Source organism: Paenibacillus sp. FSL R5-0475 (genome assembly GCF_038004585.1).
Lineage (GTDB): Bacteria > Bacillota > Bacilli > Paenibacillales > Paenibacillaceae > Paenibacillus_AQ.
The window spans coordinates 1,199,041-1,216,678 of the sequence record NZ_JBBORK010000001.1 but is presented as its reverse complement, the minus strand read 5'-3'; the positions used below and the strand labels follow the sequence as shown (position 1 = coordinate 1,216,678).

The window sequence follows — 17,638 nt, the reverse complement described above, 5'->3', positions numbered from 1 at the left end:
GTCCCAAAGTATGGCATCATAGAGAGGTAAGCTTAAACGTCTTCGGTGTTCTTATAAGGGCGGTAAGCGTTTAAACAAGAAATATAAGATATAAAGTATGATGTGAAACTTATACTTTCTTATATTTTCAGAAATTCATTTCACGTCGACAGGAGAGCTTTATCATGGCATTAGACGGCATTGTTACCCGAGCTATCGTGCACGAACTGCAATCATTCATCGGTGCGCGTATAGGCAAAATATATCAACCGAGCAATCACGATCTTATCTTCAACCTGCGGGGTGCCGGTGGCGGCGGCAAGCTATTGCTCTCTGCTAATCCGACATATCCGCGTCTGCATCTTACAGAAAGAAGCAGCATAAACCCATCAGAAGCACCTATGTTCTGCATGCTCATGCGTAAGCATTGTGAAGGTGGGGCTATTGAGAGTATCACTCAGGTAGGCATGGAACGAATTATTCACATAAATGTTAAGACTAGAGATGAGCTTGGAGACGTCTCTGCCAAAAAGATCATCATAGAGCTCATGGGACGGCACAGTAATATCATCCTTACTGAGCTCAGCACAGGAACGATCATAGACGGCATTCATCATGTTACTCCATCAATCAGCAGCTACCGGATCGTAATGCCCGGTGTCGCTTACACAGAGCCTCCTCAGCAACACAAGCTGAACCCTCTGGAGATCGATAAAGAACAATTTCTCAATTTGATCTCAGCTGCTGAAGAATCCGCTCTACTGGAAGAAGATGAGAAGGAGGCCGAACCGGAAGAAATCATTGAAGGTGAGCTCGCCAACCTGATTACAAAAGAAGAGGTTGAACAGAAACCTGACGGCTCAGGCGGTCCTTCCCCATCAGCTGACCCGGTAGGCTGGATGGTACATGCCTTCAGCGGAATGAGTCCACTTGTTGCCGGAGAGATTGCTCTTCGTCTCAGAAATGACCTTGCGGTAGGCGATACACAGGGATCTGCACCAGAATTTCCAACAAAGTTATGGGACGCCTTCCAGTCTGTAATGGGACCTGTCCATAATTGCGAATTCTCTCCTGTTTCAGGTGCGAATGCGAAAGGGAAAATGATTTTTTCCGCGATTCCGTTATCTCTATTGGGTGAGAATGCGAAGCAATATAACACGATTAGTGAGTGCATGGAGGATTATTACGGGGATAAAGCTGAACGTGATACGGTGAAGCAACGGGTAAGTGATTTGATCCGTTTCCTGAGCAACGAACGTAGCAAAAACGTTAAGAAGCTTGCCAATCTACAGAAAGATCTAGACGAAGCGCAAGACGCAGATCGCTATCGTATTTGGGGTGAATTGCTATTCGCGTCCTTACATGCCGTGTCCAAAGGAGATAAAGAAGCCTCTTTGGTCAATTATTATGACGAAAATCAGGCAGAAATGGTCATCCCACTCGACCCTTTATTAAGCCCATCGGATAATGCACAACGTTATTTTAAAAAGTACAACAAATATAAAAACAGCCTCCTTGTCATTAATGAGCAGCTGATTAAGACCCATGAGGAAATATCCTACATGGAAAGTTTACTTCAACAGCTTGCCCATGCCTCATTGAATGACATTGAAGAGATCCGCGACGAGCTTGTAAGTCAAGGATATCTTCGCGACCGAAGCAAAAAAGGCAAGAAAAAGAAAAAAGCAACCAGACCTACATTGCAGGTCTTCACCTCGTCTGAAGGCATCGACATTTATGTCGGAAAAAATAATTTACAGAACGAATACGTCACTAATCGACTGGCTTCACCTAATGACACTTGGCTGCATACCAAGGATATTCCTGGTTCTCACGTTGTCATCCGTAGTGAGGAATTTGGAGATGCCACACTGGAAGAAGCCGCCCAGCTTGCCGCTTATTTCAGTCAGGCGAAGCAGTCAAGCAGTGTGCCTGTAGACTGTACACTAATCCGCCATGTCCGCAAACCGAGTGGCTCGAAACCCGGATTTGTGATCTATGATCATCAGAAAACATTGTTTGTCACTCCAGATGAAAATCGCATTAAGAGTCTTCCAAATACGCTGAGAAGCTAAATAATAAAAAGAACCGGCTGTCGTCCATTTGTGGATGACAGCCGGTTTTCGTTTTTCAGTATATTATGTGCAACTGATTAAACTTAGTTTTGACGTAACATGCCAGCAACCTTCTTCAACTGTTCAAGCGCTTCAACAGAAACCGTAACACTACCGATATCTCCATGGAATACAACACCTTGGCGGGCACCATGAAAATCCGAGCCACCGGTTATAATTAAGCTGTATTCTTCAGCCATGGTTAGGTAACGCTCTGAATCAGCGGGTTCGTGATCCGAATGATAAACTTCAATCCCTTTAAAAGCCCCCCGCTCCATAATCCCTCGTACTAACTGGTCGTCACCATATAGGCCTGGATGCGCCAATACTGGAGACCCACCCGCCTCGATAATCCAATCACAGGCTTCCTCGGGCGTGATTCGTGGGGGTGACACGTAAGCCGCTGCACCTTCGGCTAAATACTTATTGAACGCATCTCTCATATCCGTAGCTGCTCCAAGACGAACCAGCTCATCAGCAATATGTGGTCGACCAATACTCTCATCAGGCTTAAGTTCCCGTCCAATTCCCGCGACAACTGCCTCAAGCGTAATTTCAATCCCAAGCCCACGTAATTTTGAGAGGATCGCCTCATTCCTTAGTGCCCGGGTTTCTCTTAGCCCTTCCAAACGGGAAAGAAACAACTCATTTGCTGGATCTACGTAGTATCCAAGGACGTGAATATCTTTTCCTCCAGCACGAGTGCTGATCTCTACACCCGGTACAACAGTGATTCCGTATTTCTCTCCTGCTTTGAGAGCTTCCTTCACACCAGCCACAGTATCATGATCCGTTATGGCAACTGCGATTAGTCCCTTCTCTTTAGCGAGACGTACATTTTCCTCCGGTGGCTGCATGCCATCAGAGGCTTGAGTATGCGTGTGAAGATCGCATCGTGAGGCGTCAATATTCTCCGGTCTGTCGCCCTTCAGTTCATCCAGTCTAGTTTCATTCTCCATTTCTATCACCTCTATCGCTAGTTTCTAAGTTTCCTGCCTCTGGTCATATTGCTTTAGTTATCATTCGAATGCTCGCGCAAAAAAGTCAAGAACGTCACTGCAGAAATTGGCAGCAGTGTCGATTTTAGATGAATGGCGTAGAATTGTCTTTTAAATGAGGCATCCGAGATATTCACGATTTTCAGTAGTCCAAGCGCAACCTCATGTTTAACAGAAGAAGTCGAGATAATAGTAACCCCAAGACCTGCCTCCACTGCCGACTTCACAGCACCCGTACTACCAAGCTCCATCACTATTTTCATCGATCCCGGATCAAGCCCCTTCGAGAAGAGCTGCTCTTCCATCACACGCCGCGTTCCTGAGCCCTGCTCACGCAGGACAAAAGGGTGCTGAAGCACCTCCTCCAAAGTGACCTCTTGCTGCTCTGCAAGCGGATGATCATGGGGCACAATCAACTTCAATTCATCCCCCATCACCGGCTCAATCACCATATCAGGATGTGTTACCGACGCTTCAATTAAACCAAAATTCAACTGATGTTTTAGGATTTCCTCCATAATTTGCGAGGTATTCATGACCTTCATCATGATTGAAATGTTCGGATACTGCTTTCCAAAAGGACCTAAGAGCCGTGGCAGCACATACTCCCCAATGGTAAGGCTTGCCCCAAGCTGCAAGCGCCCTTCCAACATATGCGTAAACGCCGACATCGCTTGATCCGTCTCCCGCATCAATTGGATACTGCGCAGCGCGTATGGCATTAACGTATGACCTGCTTCGGTGAGCATGATTTTTTTGGTAGAACGATTGAAGAGCTTGGTTCCAAAATAATCCTCTAGCGCCTGTACTTGCATGGTCACTGCTGGTTGAGTCATATGTAATGTCTGTGCCGCTGCCGAGAAGCTTCCTCGCTCTAAGACAGTATAAAAAATATGTAATTGATGAAAGTTCATGCTCTGCAACTCCTTGTGCTATCTATAAAAGAAACTTAAGTAAGGGATTATGTACGATATGAAGCTTATATATTCTTATTTTCAAAAAGGACATGCAGCCACCGCCGCATGCCTCCTGTTCGTTCTTTATACACTATTTACGTTTACGCTTCTTCTTCGTTAGCTTAGTGCGGCGGGAATTGCGCAGCAGCGAAAAGTAAGTTTTTAAATCTCTCAACTGTGGAGTCGCAGAGATTCTTCCAAGAAACGAAACGATGATCATAGAATATAATGGCTGACCTGAAATATCTTTTTCACCTATCAATTCCGTGAACTCAGCGATTACTACAGAGTCATCGTCAATTAAATACGCGTTAAAATCACTGTCTGAAAAGGGCTTGAGCCGATTCTGCATCAGGCACTGCCACATCCATGCGGCGACCTCTTCGTCATCGCTTACACCTTTACTGATCCGGTCCAAATAACGACTCTTCGCATGATTTGTTATAACGATGTCAGCGACCCTGTAGTCGTTCAGCATGATGTGGAAGGGCTCGTAAGAACTGGGCCAATCCGTCCCTTTGTTGCGCATCATCATCACACTCCACCATAAGGGTCTTTGTATGTACTTAATGTTGTCATCTTACCTCATTGCTGAAAGTTGTACAAGTTCCAGAGCACGGAAGAAACCGCGGTTACCCGAGATCTGCGCATAAAAAAACAGGTGCTACTTAAGCACCTGTTCATCTCCAAGAATTACATACCGTAGTTACGGGACTTGTCCGGCCCATTACTGGTATACTCTGTCTTAATTTCGTTACGATAGGATCTTTCGATCTTACGAACGTAGGAGAGTCTGCGGACATTCTTCATAACTTCCTCGGCACGTTCTGCATTTACATACATCACTGCATAATGCATTTTCCGAGAAACATAATGTAATGTTCCGTATTTCTCAAGGTTACGTGCCGCTTTAACGTCACTTACCCAAATGATGTATCCTGTCCGTTCCGCAAACATAAGCTAAACCGCCTTTCTCTCTCTAAATCCTAAGGGAAGCTTATCCGCAGGAGCATTTTCCCCCGCTACCGCATCCACCTTTAGGGGAAGGATCATTGCTTGGTACTTTAATGCTATCCGATACTGAAAAAGCAATCGCTTCCGACATGGAATGCAGAATGTCATCAAGAGTCTTCTCCGCCTGCTTAAAACGAGCGACCTCTTCAAACTTCTCCAATTCCGCTTCTACTGCCGAAACCTCATCCTTCGCTGAATGATAGTTCGGATGAAAATGTCCGAATCGCTGTGTTTCTTCAAACAACTCCTTCTTGGCTTGAAGCTGTTTGACCATGGCCTGAATTTCTGGGTTCGAATCAACCCGTCCTTTCCAGTATAAGTAATCCGACACTTCGGCGGATTGATTAATCATATCGCCTAATTCATAGGCGTATGTCAGCACTTCAGCCATATCGACCGTATTTAATTCCGCTACGCTCATGAACTCAGCTCTTTTCTACGTTAATGTTCTACCGAATTCAGTAGACTTTTCTATCATACCATAATCACTCGCTTCAGCAGAAGAGGAATTTCTTCGCCTTTTGGGAATTACTAACTTCATTTCCTTCCAGTCTTCAGGGGCCAGCTCTATTTCCTCAACCGTTTCACCATCGTTATACAGCAGATGGCCTTCCACTTTCCAAGGATTACCTTTTATTCTGGAGGGGATGAAATCTAACATTTGGTCCTTTAAGGAAAACCGCACCTTAATTCCCCATTTCAGCCCTTGTTCCATTACTTTCTGAGCGGTTGAGCTATGATAATGGCGCCATTCCTTGCTCCAGATCTGTGGCACATTTTCTCCACCTAATAAGATATCCTCCTCCTGCTCAGGAGAAATAACTGGTAGGTTTAAAAAGGGATTCCCTCTGTCGAGTAGCCTTAGTTCAGGATTTAGTACTGGAAGTGAATACAACGCTTGCTCGGTTTCGGCTTCTTGATGAAATGAAGTCCATTCAGCATCCACCTCTTCCTCACGTCCTCCAATCATCCTAGAAGGGGCCAATTCTGCTAAGGACAGCTCCTTACGCATCTGCTCCACAGACTCCGGAGATACAAGAAAATGAAGCGGTCCGATACGTTTAAGGCTCTCTTGCAGTCGCGGATGGGCTGCAATAGCCCCTCCGTCCTCCTCCGTCTGACAAGTCAACAGAATCACTTCAGAGAGTGATGTTCGGCCAATGCTCTTTCCCCATTGCTCTAAAGATAGCTCCACCACAGATGGCAGACCACCCAGTGCATGATCTTTAATCCAAGCTATCGCTTCTTCTGGAGGCATCCCTCGCTCTGATGCATGCACTAGCATCTCACGAGTCAGTCGGAAGCTCCACATCGTATCTGTTTGCAGTAGTTCAGCGCATTCAGCTAAAACCCAGCGCACAGTATAGAGAACATCCGGTGGAATCAGGACTTCAAAATCGGGCTGCACAATAAACTGGTCATTCGAATGCTCTGCCACAGAATCAGGGAAGGACTCACTACTGTACATCAGCTTCGGTTTTGCAGCAGTCCAGCGAAAACACTGGATACCCTCAGGCGTGCTCCCCAGTTCACACCATCCAAAGCCTGTTAGACAACGAAGCCAGTTTAAGCTTGATTGTTCCAGCTCTTTCCGGGAAACTGTTCCAGTTAAATTCATATCTGCCATCCAGTCCAGAAGCTCAGGCAACACTGTCCATTTCTCTGATACAAAAGCATTGCTGGATATTAAATAGCGAAAATGCTGATCGGCAGGCCCAATGCTTCCAAAACGATGAATAACAATCCCATACAGGATGTCAGTCATTCTTGTCTCAGGAAGTTGCAACCAACTTCCCAGCATATCCTTGTCCAGTCTATAGCCCGTTTTCAGTCTGGTAATAAGCCCAAGACACAACATGATATCTACTACAAGAGCCGCTGACAGAGCATCCATTTCATTCGAAGGAGTGCCCATAGAGAGCCCCAGTAAATGTTCTTCCTGAAAAGAAAGTTGGGCCGCTAAACGATTTAAATTCTTTTTATGAATAATTCCCTTAGCGGTCAAAGGCAAGCCTTCACGAGCCATGAACAGCAAGGCCCGAAACAGATCTACTGCCAGTCCAGCACCCGCCTCCATGGATAGATTCACTGAATAACCTTCAATAAACTTAGGCTGGTATGGGAAGAATTCTTGTTCTAGCACTAATAATTGTTCAACAGGAATCTGATACAGCTTCTCCCCCAATATTTTATGCCTCGCAGTTAACAACCCCGCGCGCCGCAGTTCACTCATTGCAAGCTTTTGCTCTGCCCGGCAGAGCGTCGTAGGACGCCACCGCTCTTCTTTCCCCTCGTCAAAGGGTTGGGCCGCGTAAGCAGCACATAATCGCTTTAAGACCTCTAGGGCTTCCGCTGATAGCTGGTTCAATGGATCGTCCGCTCCTTTCCGTTCGGCACCATTTTAACGACATATTCATACCCCTGTTCTGTTAAAAACATCCGTCGGCGCATAGCGAATTCCTGCTCCCGGCTATCTTCAGATACCAGCGTATAGAAGTACGCTTTGTTCTCACCCGCCTTCGGACGCAAGATTCGACCCAAGCGCTGGGCCTCCTCCTGCCTGGATCCAAAAGCTCCTGAAACCTCAATAGCAATCGTCGCATCTGGCAAATTCACCGCAAAATTCGCTACTTTAGAGACAACAAGCACCTGTATTATTCCCTCGTTAAAAGCTGCATACAACTCATCTCTTTCTCGCTGCTTCGTTTTACCCGTAATCAGAGGTGCACCGATCTTATCCGCCAGTTCAATTAATTGGTCGAGATACTGTCCAATAACCAGAACCGATGATCCCTGATGGGCTTTTAGAAGCTCGACTATAACCTCAGCTTTTGCAGGATTGCATGAGGCCATACGAAATTTTTCTTTCGCTTCCGCATACAAATACTCCTGTCTCAGCTCAGAGCTCATCGGTACGATCATCTCGACACATTCTACCTCTGCAATCCAGCCCTGCTGCTCCAGCTCCTTCCAAGGCATGTCGTAACGCTTAGGCCCGATCAATGAGAATACGTCCCCTTCCTTCCCGTCTTCTCTAACCAGAGTTGCAGTGAGACCTAGTCTTCTAGTAGCCTGAATATCTGCTGTAGCCCGGAATACTGGAGCTGGAAGCAGATGAACCTCATCATAAATAATCAAACCCCAGTTGCGTTCATTGAACAGCTTCATATGGAGAAAAGGACCGCCTTTGGATTGACGGTGCGTTAATATCTGATAGGTAGCTATAGTAACAGGCCGCACTTCTCTTTTTTCACCGGAGTATTCGCCAATAGACTCATCAGCCAAATCGGTTCGCTCAAGCAGCTCATCTACCCATTGTCTTACCGAAGTTGTATTTGAAGTTAAGATCAGTGTTTCGCATTGTAGACTTTCAAGAACGGCCAGTCCCACTACCGTCTTACCCGCTCCACAAGGCAACACAACTACCCCGCTGCCTCCCTGCCCTTCTATGCCTTGAAACATCTGGACAGCCTCCTGCTGATATTCACGCAGTCCAAAAGCTTCACCTTTCGCTCCATCCTTTGCGTGATTGTGAGACTCCTTCCAGGTCAAACTTAGAGCTTGTCCGACATGATAACCAGCATAATCCAGTACAGGGTAGCCTAGTCTCATCAGCTCTTGCTTTAAAAGCCCTCTGTTCTCCGCACGGCATGAGCTTTCTAGTGGATTTATTCTCTGCAAACCTAACTCCTTTAGACCTGATTCATTAACTAGTCCATTCAGAATCTCAGCTGTCTCAGCCCTAAGCGTAATGAGCTCATTCGAAGTCTCCTGACCGTGAAGGGTGAGCTTTCCATACCTAGAGAGAAGAGTTGCGATCTCATCCTCCAGCCCGGCAGGAACACCCCAGCGCGCGAGTTGATGCAGACTTGAAATAATCGTTTCAGCTGTATAATTAAGCGCTGCAGCATTCCATAATGATAATGGAGTGATTCTATAGGTGTGATAAGCCGGAGGACTCTTTACGAGCTCTGCAAAGGCTCCTAGTTCTTTCCTAGCCTTCTCAAAACCAGGATGTGCACATTCCAGTAGAATCGTCCGATCCCTTCGCACAATGCATGCCCCTGTTTCATTCATAACGTTCCCTCCCCAGTCATTAATTTGATTCAAGCCTGCGCTATGTAATCTGCTTACATTCTTACAAGTAAAAACGCCTTCGGCGTCCCAAAAGGACGGTAAGCGTTTATGCGAGAAATATAAGGATAGTGTATAGTGTGAAATCTATATTTTCTTAGATTTGAACAGGAAAAAGCTCATCCCCGCATAACGGTCATGAGCTTCCCTATCAAACTATTTAATGTAAATGTTGCTGCGAAATATCATGAAGTGCTTCGCCAGCCTCGTCCGCAAAAATGTTGCGCACAGCCAAGTCACCAATGGACACTACACCCATCAGCTTCTGGCCACTAGTCACAGCCAATCTGCGAATTTGCCAGCTCGACATCAGTTCTGCAGCCTCATCTACAGATGTATTCTCTGAGACGGTCTGAATTTCTCTACTCATTACCTTTTCCACAGCTGTTGATCCAGGGTGTTTAGCCGCGTAACCTCTAATCACTAGATCACGATCTGTAATTACACCGAGTAATGTCTTATTGTCTTCATTATCAATGACTGGTATAAATCCAGTGTCATGCTCTCTCATTTTAACAGCGACTTCATACACATTATCCAGTAGTGTAACTGTTACTGGATCCTTCGTCATAACCTCTTTCACTGTCTTCAAGAACGAACCCTCCTAAACGTAATCTCCATGTTATGGAATAGGTTCTCCTCTATGAAACGAAATTATACGATTGTTTTCTCTTGCAAACAGGAATTCGCCATAGCGATCAATAATTTCATCCCATGCAACATAGCATCCTCGTCAAAATCAAATTTGCTATGATGATGCGGGTAAGCTGCATCTTTATCTGGATTCCCAGCCCCTACGAACATAAAGCAGCCAGGAATTTCTTTTACATAGTAGGCAAAATCCTCAGCTGGCATAAGCTTTTCCATCCGAATCACTTGAACAGCTTCTCCTAGTGCTCCAGGTGCCACCTCGGAAAAACGCTGGTATTCGCCCTCGTGATTTACGAGTGGCGGATATCCCATCACATAGTCTATCTTAGCTTCCGCACCGTATGCGCCAGCTATTGAAACTGTCATTTCTTCGATTCTGCTGCGGATCAGATAACGGGTCTCCTCGTCGAACGCCCGTACGGTTCCTGTAATGCGACAATGCTCAGCAATGACATTCTGGGCGAATCCCCCTTGAATGGTTCCTACACTAAGAACAGCGGGCTCCAGCGGGTTCACAGAGCGGCTTACGATGCTCTGAAGCTGAGTCACAAGCGCCGCCCCGGCCACAATACTGTCTATCGTGCGATTCGGCATACCGCCATGTCCACCCCGGCCGATGATATCAATGAAAAATTCATCAGCAGATGCCATAAGAGGTCCTGGCGCACTGCCCACGGTCCCCATTGGAAGCGGAGTCCACAAATGCAAACCATACACCGCATCCGCGCCTTCCAGCATGCCTTCGGCAATCATCCCCTGTGCACCACCCGGGCATACCTCCTCCGCTGGCTGAAAAAGAAAACGCAGCTCCCCTTCTAACTCTTCAAGGCGGCTGCTATAGTAAGAGGCTACACCCAGCAGTATTGAAGTGTGTCCATCATGCCCACAGGCATGCATAACTCCTTCATTTTGCGAAACGTAGTCATTCTTATTCTCTTCTTTAATAGGTAGTGCATCCATATCCGCGCGAAGGACTACCGTTTTCCCTGGCCGATGTCCTCGCAATATACCCGTTACACCATACCCAGACGTGCTTCTCCTAACTTCAATTCCGAATTCTGCTAACTTGTCTGCTATAAATGCTGACGTTTCCTTTTCATGAAAAGACAACTCCGGATGACGGTGTAAATGGCGTCTCCATTCCACGATCTCCGGCATGAGAGAATCAACCGCTAAGCTCTTCATACGTTCTCCATCCCCTTCTTCATAAACCCGCATCAATAGCATGCGACAGCAGTCCTGTACACTTTGTTCCAGCCGTATACGGCTATAATTCTTTTATTGTAGCAGAAACGCAAAAAACTGGGTATCGTTAGGAGGTGCCTACTCTTGCACAACGTTTAGAAACATACTATCATGAGGTAGAACATCAGCAAACGGATCATGAATTCATCATTATACTTCATAAGGGGGATATGCGTGCTATGATTTTTGAGAACACGGGCCTCGTAGGATTGAAGAGTGATCTTCTCTATCTGGACGAGAGTGCGACAAAGGCTGGCTTCATTCGCTGGCAATGGGAATACTATCGTGCCACTTACGACTGCAAAATTGAAGACCCACAGGATGGTGGCGAATACTTTCTACGCATCAACACTCGCGCTGTCGAGGGGAAGCTGGAGAAAGCTGATGCCGTACTTGCAATTGAAGCCGTATACTTAGGGAAAGCAACATTCCCCCATGGCCTGGAGTATGACTCCCCGGTGCCTAAACCAGTATTGGACACTGCTGCTACTCGGATTCTCGAATTAAAGCAGCTGTTGGAGGCTTGAGTAACAGAAAGGGAAAGACGAAACAAAATGTCAGCCTGCCCAAAAGAGGAACACCCGATTTCCAACTACTCATCTTAACACTACTACTTGTGGGTTTCGGTCTAGTCATGGTCTTCAGTGCTAGCTCCAGTTTGACCTTAGCAAGCTCGAAGTTCGGTAATGACCCTCTATATTTCATGAAACGCCAAATGATTTGGATCGTACTTGGAATCGTTGTTATGTTTATAGCCATGAATATTCACTACAGTAAATTCAAAAAGTGGTATGTCCCTATCTTCATCATCACCGTTATTCTCCTGCTAATTGTAGCCTTCTCCGAAAGAATCAATGGCGCCAAGAGCTGGTTAAGTATCGGGAAGCTAGGGATTCAACCTACCGAGCTGGCCAAAATATCAATTATCCTGTATCTCTCTGCACTGATTACCAAAAAAGGTGAACGGTTTAGAGATTTCCGTACAGGATATATCCCTGTAATGGTCATTGTGGGTATAGTTGCCGGACTTATTATGATGCAGCCAGATTTGGGCTCATGCCTTATTCTCGTGGCTACCAGTGGACTTGTCATTTATGCAGGCGGTGCCAGCATGAAGCATATCCTTGGCTCTATTGCACTCTTGGTGCTAGGTGTAGGAATTGTTATGGGGGCTAAAGCAGCGATTGATTCTCTTTCCCCCGCAACCGACAAAGTAGCTGCCAATCAGGACTATAGAAAAGGCCGTATTCAAGCTTTCATAGATCCCTATCAGGATGCTGAAGGCGAAGGATATAATATTATTCAGTCTTTGACCGCTCTCGGACAAGGTGGAGTCAGTGGCTCTGGCTTTGGCAAAAGCATTCAAAAGCTGGATTATCTTAAATACCCGTATACGGACTTTATTTTCCCCGTCATTGGTGAAGAATTCGGCTTTGTAGGAACGGCATTATTTCTGATGTTATATCTGTATTTTATCTGGCGAGGTATTTTAATCGCATTAAGGTGTAAAGATCCCTTTGGCACACTAGTGGGCATTGGTATTATGGGCCTCATTGCCATTCAGGCCTTTGTCAATATTGGTGGCGTAACGAAGACGATTCCGCTTACTGGTGTAACTTTGCCATTTATCAGCTACGGCGGTTCTTCACTTCTTGTGAGTATGCTGTCCATGGGAATTATGCTGAGCATTTCAAGAGAAACTAATCTTCCAGCTAAAGAGGAAGTCACGAAATCTGTAACTACGGTTAGACAAGTTCGTTCCCGGTAAGATTCATAAATCCGGATGTAATGGAATATATAAAAAAGCAGTCCAAGTTAAATATCTTGGACTGCTTTTTTGTGTACAAGCACTTTTGCATTAAGCAATTTCATCGTTCTTAAAGGCTACGCCTTCAACTTTGACATTCACTTCAACAATATGAAGTCCAGTCATGCTCTCCACAGCTTCGCGTACGTTCTGTTGAAGCATCCGGCACACTTCATGTATCGGAGTTTCATAGAGAACTATTATACGCAGGTCTACTGCTGCTTCTAGCTGTCCCACTTCAACGGTAACGCCCTTTTGGACGTTCTTGCCACTAAGACGCTTTGCCCAGCCCTCTGATAGGCCACCTGACATGGCTGCAATACCTGGAGTCTCCAAGGCAGCCAATCCGGCAATTTTCGAGACGACGTCATTTGAAATTCGTATATTTCCCATTTCCAATTGAAGTTGTTCTGCCATGCCATATCCCCCCTTAACTCATTATCAATTATTGTAATTCCTAAACAGGCTAAAAAGCAAATCAGTTTCTCGCTTTCTCGTTTACACTTAGGAATAATTTGGGTATATTGATTATGAATTGATCCTGAATACATAGATTGGAGTGTACTTTACATTGAAAAAATGGATTTCACCAGCTTTGCTGGCAATCACCTTTATCCTTAGTGCCATAGGACATTATGCAGATTGGGACCACACGCTTCAGTTCGTTCTCTCTGCAGTAGCCGTTGTATTTGTGGCTGGCTTTCTGGGCCGCGCCACAGAAAGTGTAGCACATTATGCTGGACAGCGGTTAGGCGGCTTCCTAAACGCTACCTTCGGTAATGCCGCAGAGCTAATCATTGCCTTTTTCCTAGTGAAGGAAGGACTGTTCGACATGGTGAAAGCCAGTCTTACCGGTTCCATTATTGGCAATCTGCTGCTTGTCCTAGGTTTAAGTATTTTCGCTGGTGGAATGAAGTTCAAAGTACAGAACTTTAACGTAACCCTTGCCGGTATGAATGGTTCCCTTATGATCGTAGCGGTGATCGCTTTATTTGTACCGGCTATGTTCTTCAATACCCATTCCATAACTGAAAAAGATACAGACGTGCTGAGTTTAATCGTTGCTGGGCTGCTCATCGCTTCTTACATGGCCTGGCTGGTCTTCTCCATGATTACGCACAAGAAACATCTAGAGGACGTTACAGAAGCCGGTAAGGAAGAAATGGCTCATGAGCATGCGCCTAAGTGGTCCAGAAACAGATCCATCCTTTATCTACTTCTTGCTACCGTAATGGTAGCCTTTGTGAGTGAGTGGCTGGTAGGGACGCTTGAGACACTAACTGAGCGCTTTGGATTTAGTGAACTATTTGTAGGCGCCTTCCTCGTGGCAATCATCGGTAATGCCGCAGAACATAGTGCAGCCATTATGCTAGCCATGAAGAACAAAATCGGTGCGGCAGTAGAAATCGCTGTCGGGAGCAGTCTTCAAATTGCACTATTTGTAGCGCCTGTACTTATCTTCGCCAGTTATTTCATGGGTGATACTATGGACATTGTGTTTACAACGATCGAAATTGTCGCCATTGGTGTCGCGGTCTTTATTGCCAAATCAATCACTCAGGATGGTTCGACCAACTGGTATGAGGGTCTCTTGCTATTAACGGTTTATCTAATTCTCGGAGTCTCCTTTTATCTAGTATAAATACTTCCCTATTCATTCTATAATTCTCAAAAAAAACGCACATGAGTGACGATCTGTCCTCATGTGCGTTTCTATGAATACTATAAATCAAAACTTATTCTTCTTTTGCTTTGTTATTCAATGCCTCATAGAGTACTGCTAAATTCCGCTCCAGCTTACTCAGCACCATTTTACCGGTAATCTCTGGCACCAAACCTGCTCTAACCGCAAAATCGACCTCTCTTGAGAAACCGTACATTTGGGTATCGAGCACTTCCTCATAGAGAGGGCAGTAGCGTGTTGCCAGATTTTCCATCTGCACTTCAATAAGTTGCTGAATTTTATCGGCATCTTCTTGTAGAAGATTGATCGCTTTAAGATTAAACTGTTCCTGTAATTCCGACGAAGTCATGCCTCTTCCCCCCCATGTCCAAAAGTTAAGCTGCTTTTACTATTTTACTTAATATTAGTCGAAATCGGATATCAATACAACAATTCTGTTTATACTAACCATTTATTTGAAAGAAGCAGCTATGTTGTTTATAAGGGATGGCATTAATTCCTCATCTATTTCTAGAAAAAACGCCCCACCGTAAATCGGTAGGACGTCTTTACATACAACTATTACTCAGCTACAACTGTAAAGTTCAAACCGTGTTTAGCAAAAACTTCACTCATTGCCTTCTTAGCTTCTTCTGCATCTGTTCCGTGAACATGAAGCTCGTAGCTTTGGCTTGATACCAAAGTCGTGAACAAACCAAGGATACTCTTAACATCAATGTACTTGTTGTCCGCTTGAAGAACGATTGAAGAGTTGAACTGACCTGCCGTTTGAGCAATATCAACGATTGCCGCATTGTTACTGGACATAGAAATCCCTCCGCAACTTGATTATGAAACATAAGTCATTTGTAATCATTTCTTATGATACCTTGAATCCGCTTACTTGTGCAAGGTGTTTTCTTACTTTTACAGCTTATTTCAAGTTTTCAGGATTCAGACCTTCCAGTTCTGGTAACACGAAGATTCCATCCTTACGGATTAATACATCGTCAAAATAAATCTCCCCGCCGCCATAGTCTGGACGTTGGATTAATACAAGATCCCAGTGAATAGAGGACCGGTTTCCGTTATCTGTAACATCATATGCTTGTCCTGGTGTAAAGTGCAGGCTGCCTGCAATTTTCTCATCGAACAGAATATCATTCATTGGGTGCAAAATGTAAGGGTTAAAGCCTATGGCAAATTCTCCAATGTGACGTGCACCGTCATCTGAATTCAGGATTTCATTCAAGCGAGCGGAGTCATTGCTTGTTGCTTCAACAATTTTACCATTCTCGAATTTGAATTTGATATTTTCAAAAGTTACTCCGTTATAAACGGATGGAGCATTATAGCTGATCGTTCCATTTACAGAATCACGAACAGGAGCGCTGTAAACCTCGCCATCCGGAATATTCTTTTGTCCAGAGCATTTCTCTGCACCGATTCCTTTGATGGAGAATTTAAGATCTGTTCCAGGACCTGAAATATGTACCTTATCTGTTCTGCGCATGAGATCAGCCAATGCATCCTGAGCCTTGTCCATTTTGGCGTAATCCAAATTACACACTTCGAAATAAAAGTCCTCAAATGCTTCTGTACTAATATTTGCAAGCTGAGCCATACTCGCATTGGGATAACGTAATACTACCCACTTCGTATGCTTCACGCGTTGTTCGCTATGCACTGGATGGGAATACAAAGAATTATACAATTTCATATTTTCTTCTGGAACATCGGACAGGTCATTTACATTCTCACCTGCACGGATGCCGATATAACAATCCATTTGCTTCATCCGGTTCAAGTCAATTTCAGCCCATGTCTGAAGACTCTCACGTGTTGCATATTTAAGCATGCTGCGTAGGACTGTACGATCTGTCAACTGAACAAAAGCATGACCGCCAGCTTTACCGATTTCCTCAACAACAGCTTTGATTAAATCTCTTTCATTGCCAATCATTTCTACAAGCACGTTCTCGCCTGGCTGAACATCTACGGAATAACCTACAAGATTTGCCGCCAGCTTTTGAATTCTGGGATCTTTCATTGTGTACTCTTCCTTCCTCTGTCTGAAAAATAAGCATGCTGTTCTATTGTAGCACGCCCTTTATGGAGCGCAAGACCTGCATAACCATGTAAAGATTAACGGTAACCTGTGAAATCCACCTTAGATACATAAGTTTCATTTTCAGATTTATTCATCATTTCACCGGAATAGCTTACTTTTCGATTCAAGGTAAGCCTTCTGGGAAGATTATGCTTCTTATCAACCGTTAGGTGGTAGACCGTTTCAACATTAGCCTGTTTCAGCTTTTGCTGTAGCTCATTATTTTTCTTCTGCCACAGCTTCTCCAAAGCTTTCGTCACTGCCTGAACAGCCTCTGTGTTGTTCTCAGCGGATTCGGGGACTTTAGGACGAAGGTTCTGCATTTCTTTCTCCAATTCAGCAGACAGCTGCTTCCTAGCCTCTGAAGGCGTCAATTCGATTCGCAGCACACTTGTCCCTCTGCCTGCTCCAGCCTCTTCGGTTACACTCGTCTCCATGGACTCAAGCTCCTCGAGTTGCTTTAGCGGATTTAGCGCAGGTAATGGATTTCCCTCCTCCGAGGAATTTTCAGTAGTCTGAAGTTCCCATCTGCCCTCTTTTTTCTCTAACTGACTGTAATAAGGTTTCAGAGCATATGCGCTACTCTTTAAGTCTTTAACGCCATCAGCTGCTGCTTTTTTGGTCATAGATTTATCTGGAAGAAGCGTGTACAGCTTGACCTTTTTATGATCCTTCACTGTGCCTCCGTAGAACAATAAGGATTCAGGAACCGTTGTTCCCCCGCGTTTCAGCATATTCGCCCCTTCAAAAACAACCTCATCACTTCCAGCCATCCCTGCCAACGCCAAACTTAAATCCTCCTTCGCAGGTTTGTCTCTTATGACGCTACATCCGCTACATAACAGGCAATAAAGTGTCAGAACTAGAGGGACTCCTCCCTTAAGTAATAATAGCTTTCTCACGGACCTCAGGCCTTTCTCGGAGTATTTTGCTTAAGTACAACCCACGTATAGGGTTCTCCCTTCCT

Annotated in this window: 18 protein-coding genes; 4 read left to right on the top strand and 14 right to left on the bottom strand. The window is 45.1% G+C overall.

The window, feature by feature from the left end:
• Positions 1–164 precede the first annotated feature (164 nt).
• Positions 165–2,054 carry an Rqc2 family fibronectin-binding protein gene (locus MKX41_RS05215; protein WP_340968990.1) on the top strand — a complete coding sequence of 630 codons (1,890 nt, stop codon included), beginning with the start codon at positions 165–167 and terminating at the stop codon, positions 2,052–2,054.
• 83 nt (positions 2,055–2,137) lie between these two features.
• Here MKX41_RS05215 and MKX41_RS05210 read toward each other — a convergent pair whose 3' ends face one another.
• The 9 genes from MKX41_RS05210 to MKX41_RS05170 form a co-directional block, all read right to left on the bottom strand.
• Positions 2,138–3,052 carry a PHP domain-containing protein gene (locus tag MKX41_RS05210; protein WP_340968988.1) on the bottom strand — a complete coding sequence of 305 codons (915 nt, stop codon included), beginning with the start codon at positions 3,050–3,052 and terminating at the stop codon, positions 2,138–2,140.
• Between the two features lie 53 nt (positions 3,053–3,105).
• Positions 3,106–4,005: a selenium metabolism-associated LysR family transcriptional regulator gene (locus tag MKX41_RS05205; RefSeq protein WP_042187365.1), complete on the bottom strand. Its 900-nt coding sequence runs from the start codon at positions 4,003–4,005 to the stop codon at positions 3,106–3,108.
• 133 nt (positions 4,006–4,138) lie between these two features.
• On the bottom strand, positions 4,139–4,576 hold the full coding sequence (locus MKX41_RS05200) for a hypothetical protein (protein WP_042193736.1): 438 nt from the start codon (positions 4,574–4,576) through the stop codon (positions 4,139–4,141).
• 164 nt (positions 4,577–4,740) lie between these two features.
• On the bottom strand, positions 4,741–5,004 hold the full coding sequence (locus tag MKX41_RS05195; RefSeq protein WP_042126853.1) for a YlbG family protein: 264 nt from the start codon (positions 5,002–5,004) through the stop codon (positions 4,741–4,743).
• Between the two features lie 40 nt (positions 5,005–5,044).
• Positions 5,045–5,482, bottom strand: a complete 438-nt coding sequence (locus MKX41_RS05190; RefSeq protein ID WP_076282926.1) for a YlbF family regulator — start codon at positions 5,480–5,482, stop codon at positions 5,045–5,047.
• A gap of 15 nt (positions 5,483–5,497) precedes the next feature.
• Positions 5,498–7,429: a helicase-associated domain-containing protein gene (locus MKX41_RS05185; RefSeq protein ID WP_340968984.1), complete on the bottom strand. Its 1,932-nt coding sequence runs from the start codon at positions 7,427–7,429 to the stop codon at positions 5,498–5,500.
• A complete protein-coding gene (locus MKX41_RS05180; protein ID WP_340968983.1) occupies positions 7,426–9,138 on the bottom strand; it encodes a DNA repair helicase XPB in 1,713 nt (570 codons plus the stop codon). The genes MKX41_RS05185 and MKX41_RS05180 overlap by 4 nt, the downstream gene beginning before the upstream one ends.
• Before the next feature lie 217 nt (positions 9,139–9,355).
• Positions 9,356–9,787, bottom strand: a complete 432-nt coding sequence (locus tag MKX41_RS05175; RefSeq protein WP_042187355.1) for a CBS domain-containing protein — start codon at positions 9,785–9,787, stop codon at positions 9,356–9,358.
• 62 nt (positions 9,788–9,849) lie between these two features.
• Positions 9,850–11,031 carry a M20 family metallopeptidase gene (locus tag MKX41_RS05170; protein ID WP_042193734.1) on the bottom strand — a complete coding sequence of 394 codons (1,182 nt, stop codon included), beginning with the start codon at positions 11,029–11,031 and terminating at the stop codon, positions 9,850–9,852.
• Positions 11,032–11,270: 239 nt separating this feature from the next.
• Here MKX41_RS05170 and MKX41_RS05165 point away from each other — a divergent pair, with 239 nt between their 5' ends.
• Positions 11,271–11,618 (top strand): YugN family protein, encoded by a 348-nt coding sequence (locus MKX41_RS05165; RefSeq protein WP_042187352.1) that lies wholly within the window; start codon positions 11,271–11,273, stop codon positions 11,616–11,618.
• Positions 11,615–12,859 carry a putative lipid II flippase FtsW gene (gene ftsW / locus MKX41_RS05160; protein WP_042187350.1) on the top strand — a complete coding sequence of 415 codons (1,245 nt, stop codon included), beginning with the start codon at positions 11,615–11,617 and terminating at the stop codon, positions 12,857–12,859. The genes MKX41_RS05165 and ftsW overlap by 4 nt, the downstream gene beginning before the upstream one ends.
• Before the next feature lie 90 nt (positions 12,860–12,949).
• Here ftsW and MKX41_RS05155 read toward each other — a convergent pair whose 3' ends face one another.
• Positions 12,950–13,315: an Asp23/Gls24 family envelope stress response protein gene (locus MKX41_RS05155; RefSeq protein ID WP_042126837.1), complete on the bottom strand. Its 366-nt coding sequence runs from the start codon at positions 13,313–13,315 to the stop codon at positions 12,950–12,952.
• Positions 13,316–13,469: 154 nt separating this feature from the next.
• Between MKX41_RS05155 and cax the strand changes: the two genes are divergently transcribed.
• On the top strand, positions 13,470–14,540 hold the full coding sequence (gene cax / locus MKX41_RS05150; RefSeq protein ID WP_042187348.1) for a calcium/proton exchanger: 1,071 nt from the start codon (positions 13,470–13,472) through the stop codon (positions 14,538–14,540).
• Positions 14,541–14,634: 94 nt separating this feature from the next.
• On the opposite strand, the gene MKX41_RS05145 is transcribed toward cax, so the two are convergent.
• The 4 genes from MKX41_RS05145 to MKX41_RS05130 all read right to left on the bottom strand — a co-directional run bounded on the left by MKX41_RS05145 (position 14,635) and on the right by MKX41_RS05130 (position 17,459).
• On the bottom strand, positions 14,635–14,931 hold the full coding sequence (locus tag MKX41_RS05145; RefSeq protein WP_042126833.1) for a YlaN family protein: 297 nt from the start codon (positions 14,929–14,931) through the stop codon (positions 14,635–14,637).
• A 212-nt stretch (positions 14,932–15,143) separates the two neighbouring features.
• A complete protein-coding gene (locus MKX41_RS05140) occupies positions 15,144–15,389 on the bottom strand; it encodes an HPr family phosphocarrier protein (protein ID WP_042126831.1) in 246 nt (81 codons plus the stop codon).
• 106 nt (positions 15,390–15,495) lie between these two features.
• Positions 15,496–16,611 carry an aminopeptidase gene (locus MKX41_RS05135; protein ID WP_076282932.1) on the bottom strand — a complete coding sequence of 372 codons (1,116 nt, stop codon included), beginning with the start codon at positions 16,609–16,611 and terminating at the stop codon, positions 15,496–15,498.
• 95 nt (positions 16,612–16,706) lie between these two features.
• On the bottom strand, positions 16,707–17,459 hold the full coding sequence (locus MKX41_RS05130; protein WP_339247406.1) for a hypothetical protein: 753 nt from the start codon (positions 17,457–17,459) through the stop codon (positions 16,707–16,709).
• Positions 17,460–17,638: the final 179 nt, after the last annotated feature.

Bases quoted from the DNA above. Each gene is read 5' to 3' on its own strand.
- MKX41_RS05165 (WP_042187352.1), top strand. From the start codon at position 11,271: ATGATTTTTGAGAACACGGGCCTCGTAGGATTGAAGAGTGATCTTCTC.
- MKX41_RS05210 (WP_340968988.1), bottom strand. From the start codon at position 3,052: ATGGAGAATGAAACTAGACTGGATGAACTGAAGGGCGACAGACCGGAG.
- MKX41_RS05215 (WP_340968990.1), top strand. From the start codon at position 165: ATGGCATTAGACGGCATTGTTACCCGAGCTATCGTGCACGAACTGCAA.
- MKX41_RS05200 (WP_042193736.1), bottom strand. From the start codon at position 4,576: ATGCGCAACAAAGGGACGGATTGGCCCAGTTCTTACGAGCCCTTCCAC.
- MKX41_RS05195 (WP_042126853.1), bottom strand. From the start codon at position 5,004: ATGTTTGCGGAACGGACAGGATACATCATTTGGGTAAGTGACGTTAAA.
- MKX41_RS05145 (WP_042126833.1), bottom strand. From the start codon at position 14,931: ATGACTTCGTCGGAATTACAGGAACAGTTTAATCTTAAAGCGATCAAT.
- MKX41_RS05135 (WP_076282932.1), bottom strand. From the start codon at position 16,611: ATGAAAGATCCCAGAATTCAAAAGCTGGCGGCAAATCTTGTAGGTTAT.
- MKX41_RS05170 (WP_042193734.1), bottom strand. From the start codon at position 11,031: ATGAAGAGCTTAGCGGTTGATTCTCTCATGCCGGAGATCGTGGAATGG.
- MKX41_RS05180 (WP_340968983.1), bottom strand. From the start codon at position 9,138: ATGAATGAAACAGGGGCATGCATTGTGCGAAGGGATCGGACGATTCTA.
- MKX41_RS05205 (WP_042187365.1), bottom strand. From the start codon at position 4,005: ATGAACTTTCATCAATTACATATTTTTTATACTGTCTTAGAGCGAGGA.
- MKX41_RS05140 (WP_042126831.1), bottom strand. From the start codon at position 15,389: ATGTCCAGTAACAATGCGGCAATCGTTGATATTGCTCAAACGGCAGGT.
- MKX41_RS05155 (WP_042126837.1), bottom strand. From the start codon at position 13,315: ATGGCAGAACAACTTCAATTGGAAATGGGAAATATACGAATTTCAAAT.
- MKX41_RS05190 (WP_076282926.1), bottom strand. From the start codon at position 5,482: ATGAGCGTAGCGGAATTAAATACGGTCGATATGGCTGAAGTGCTGACA.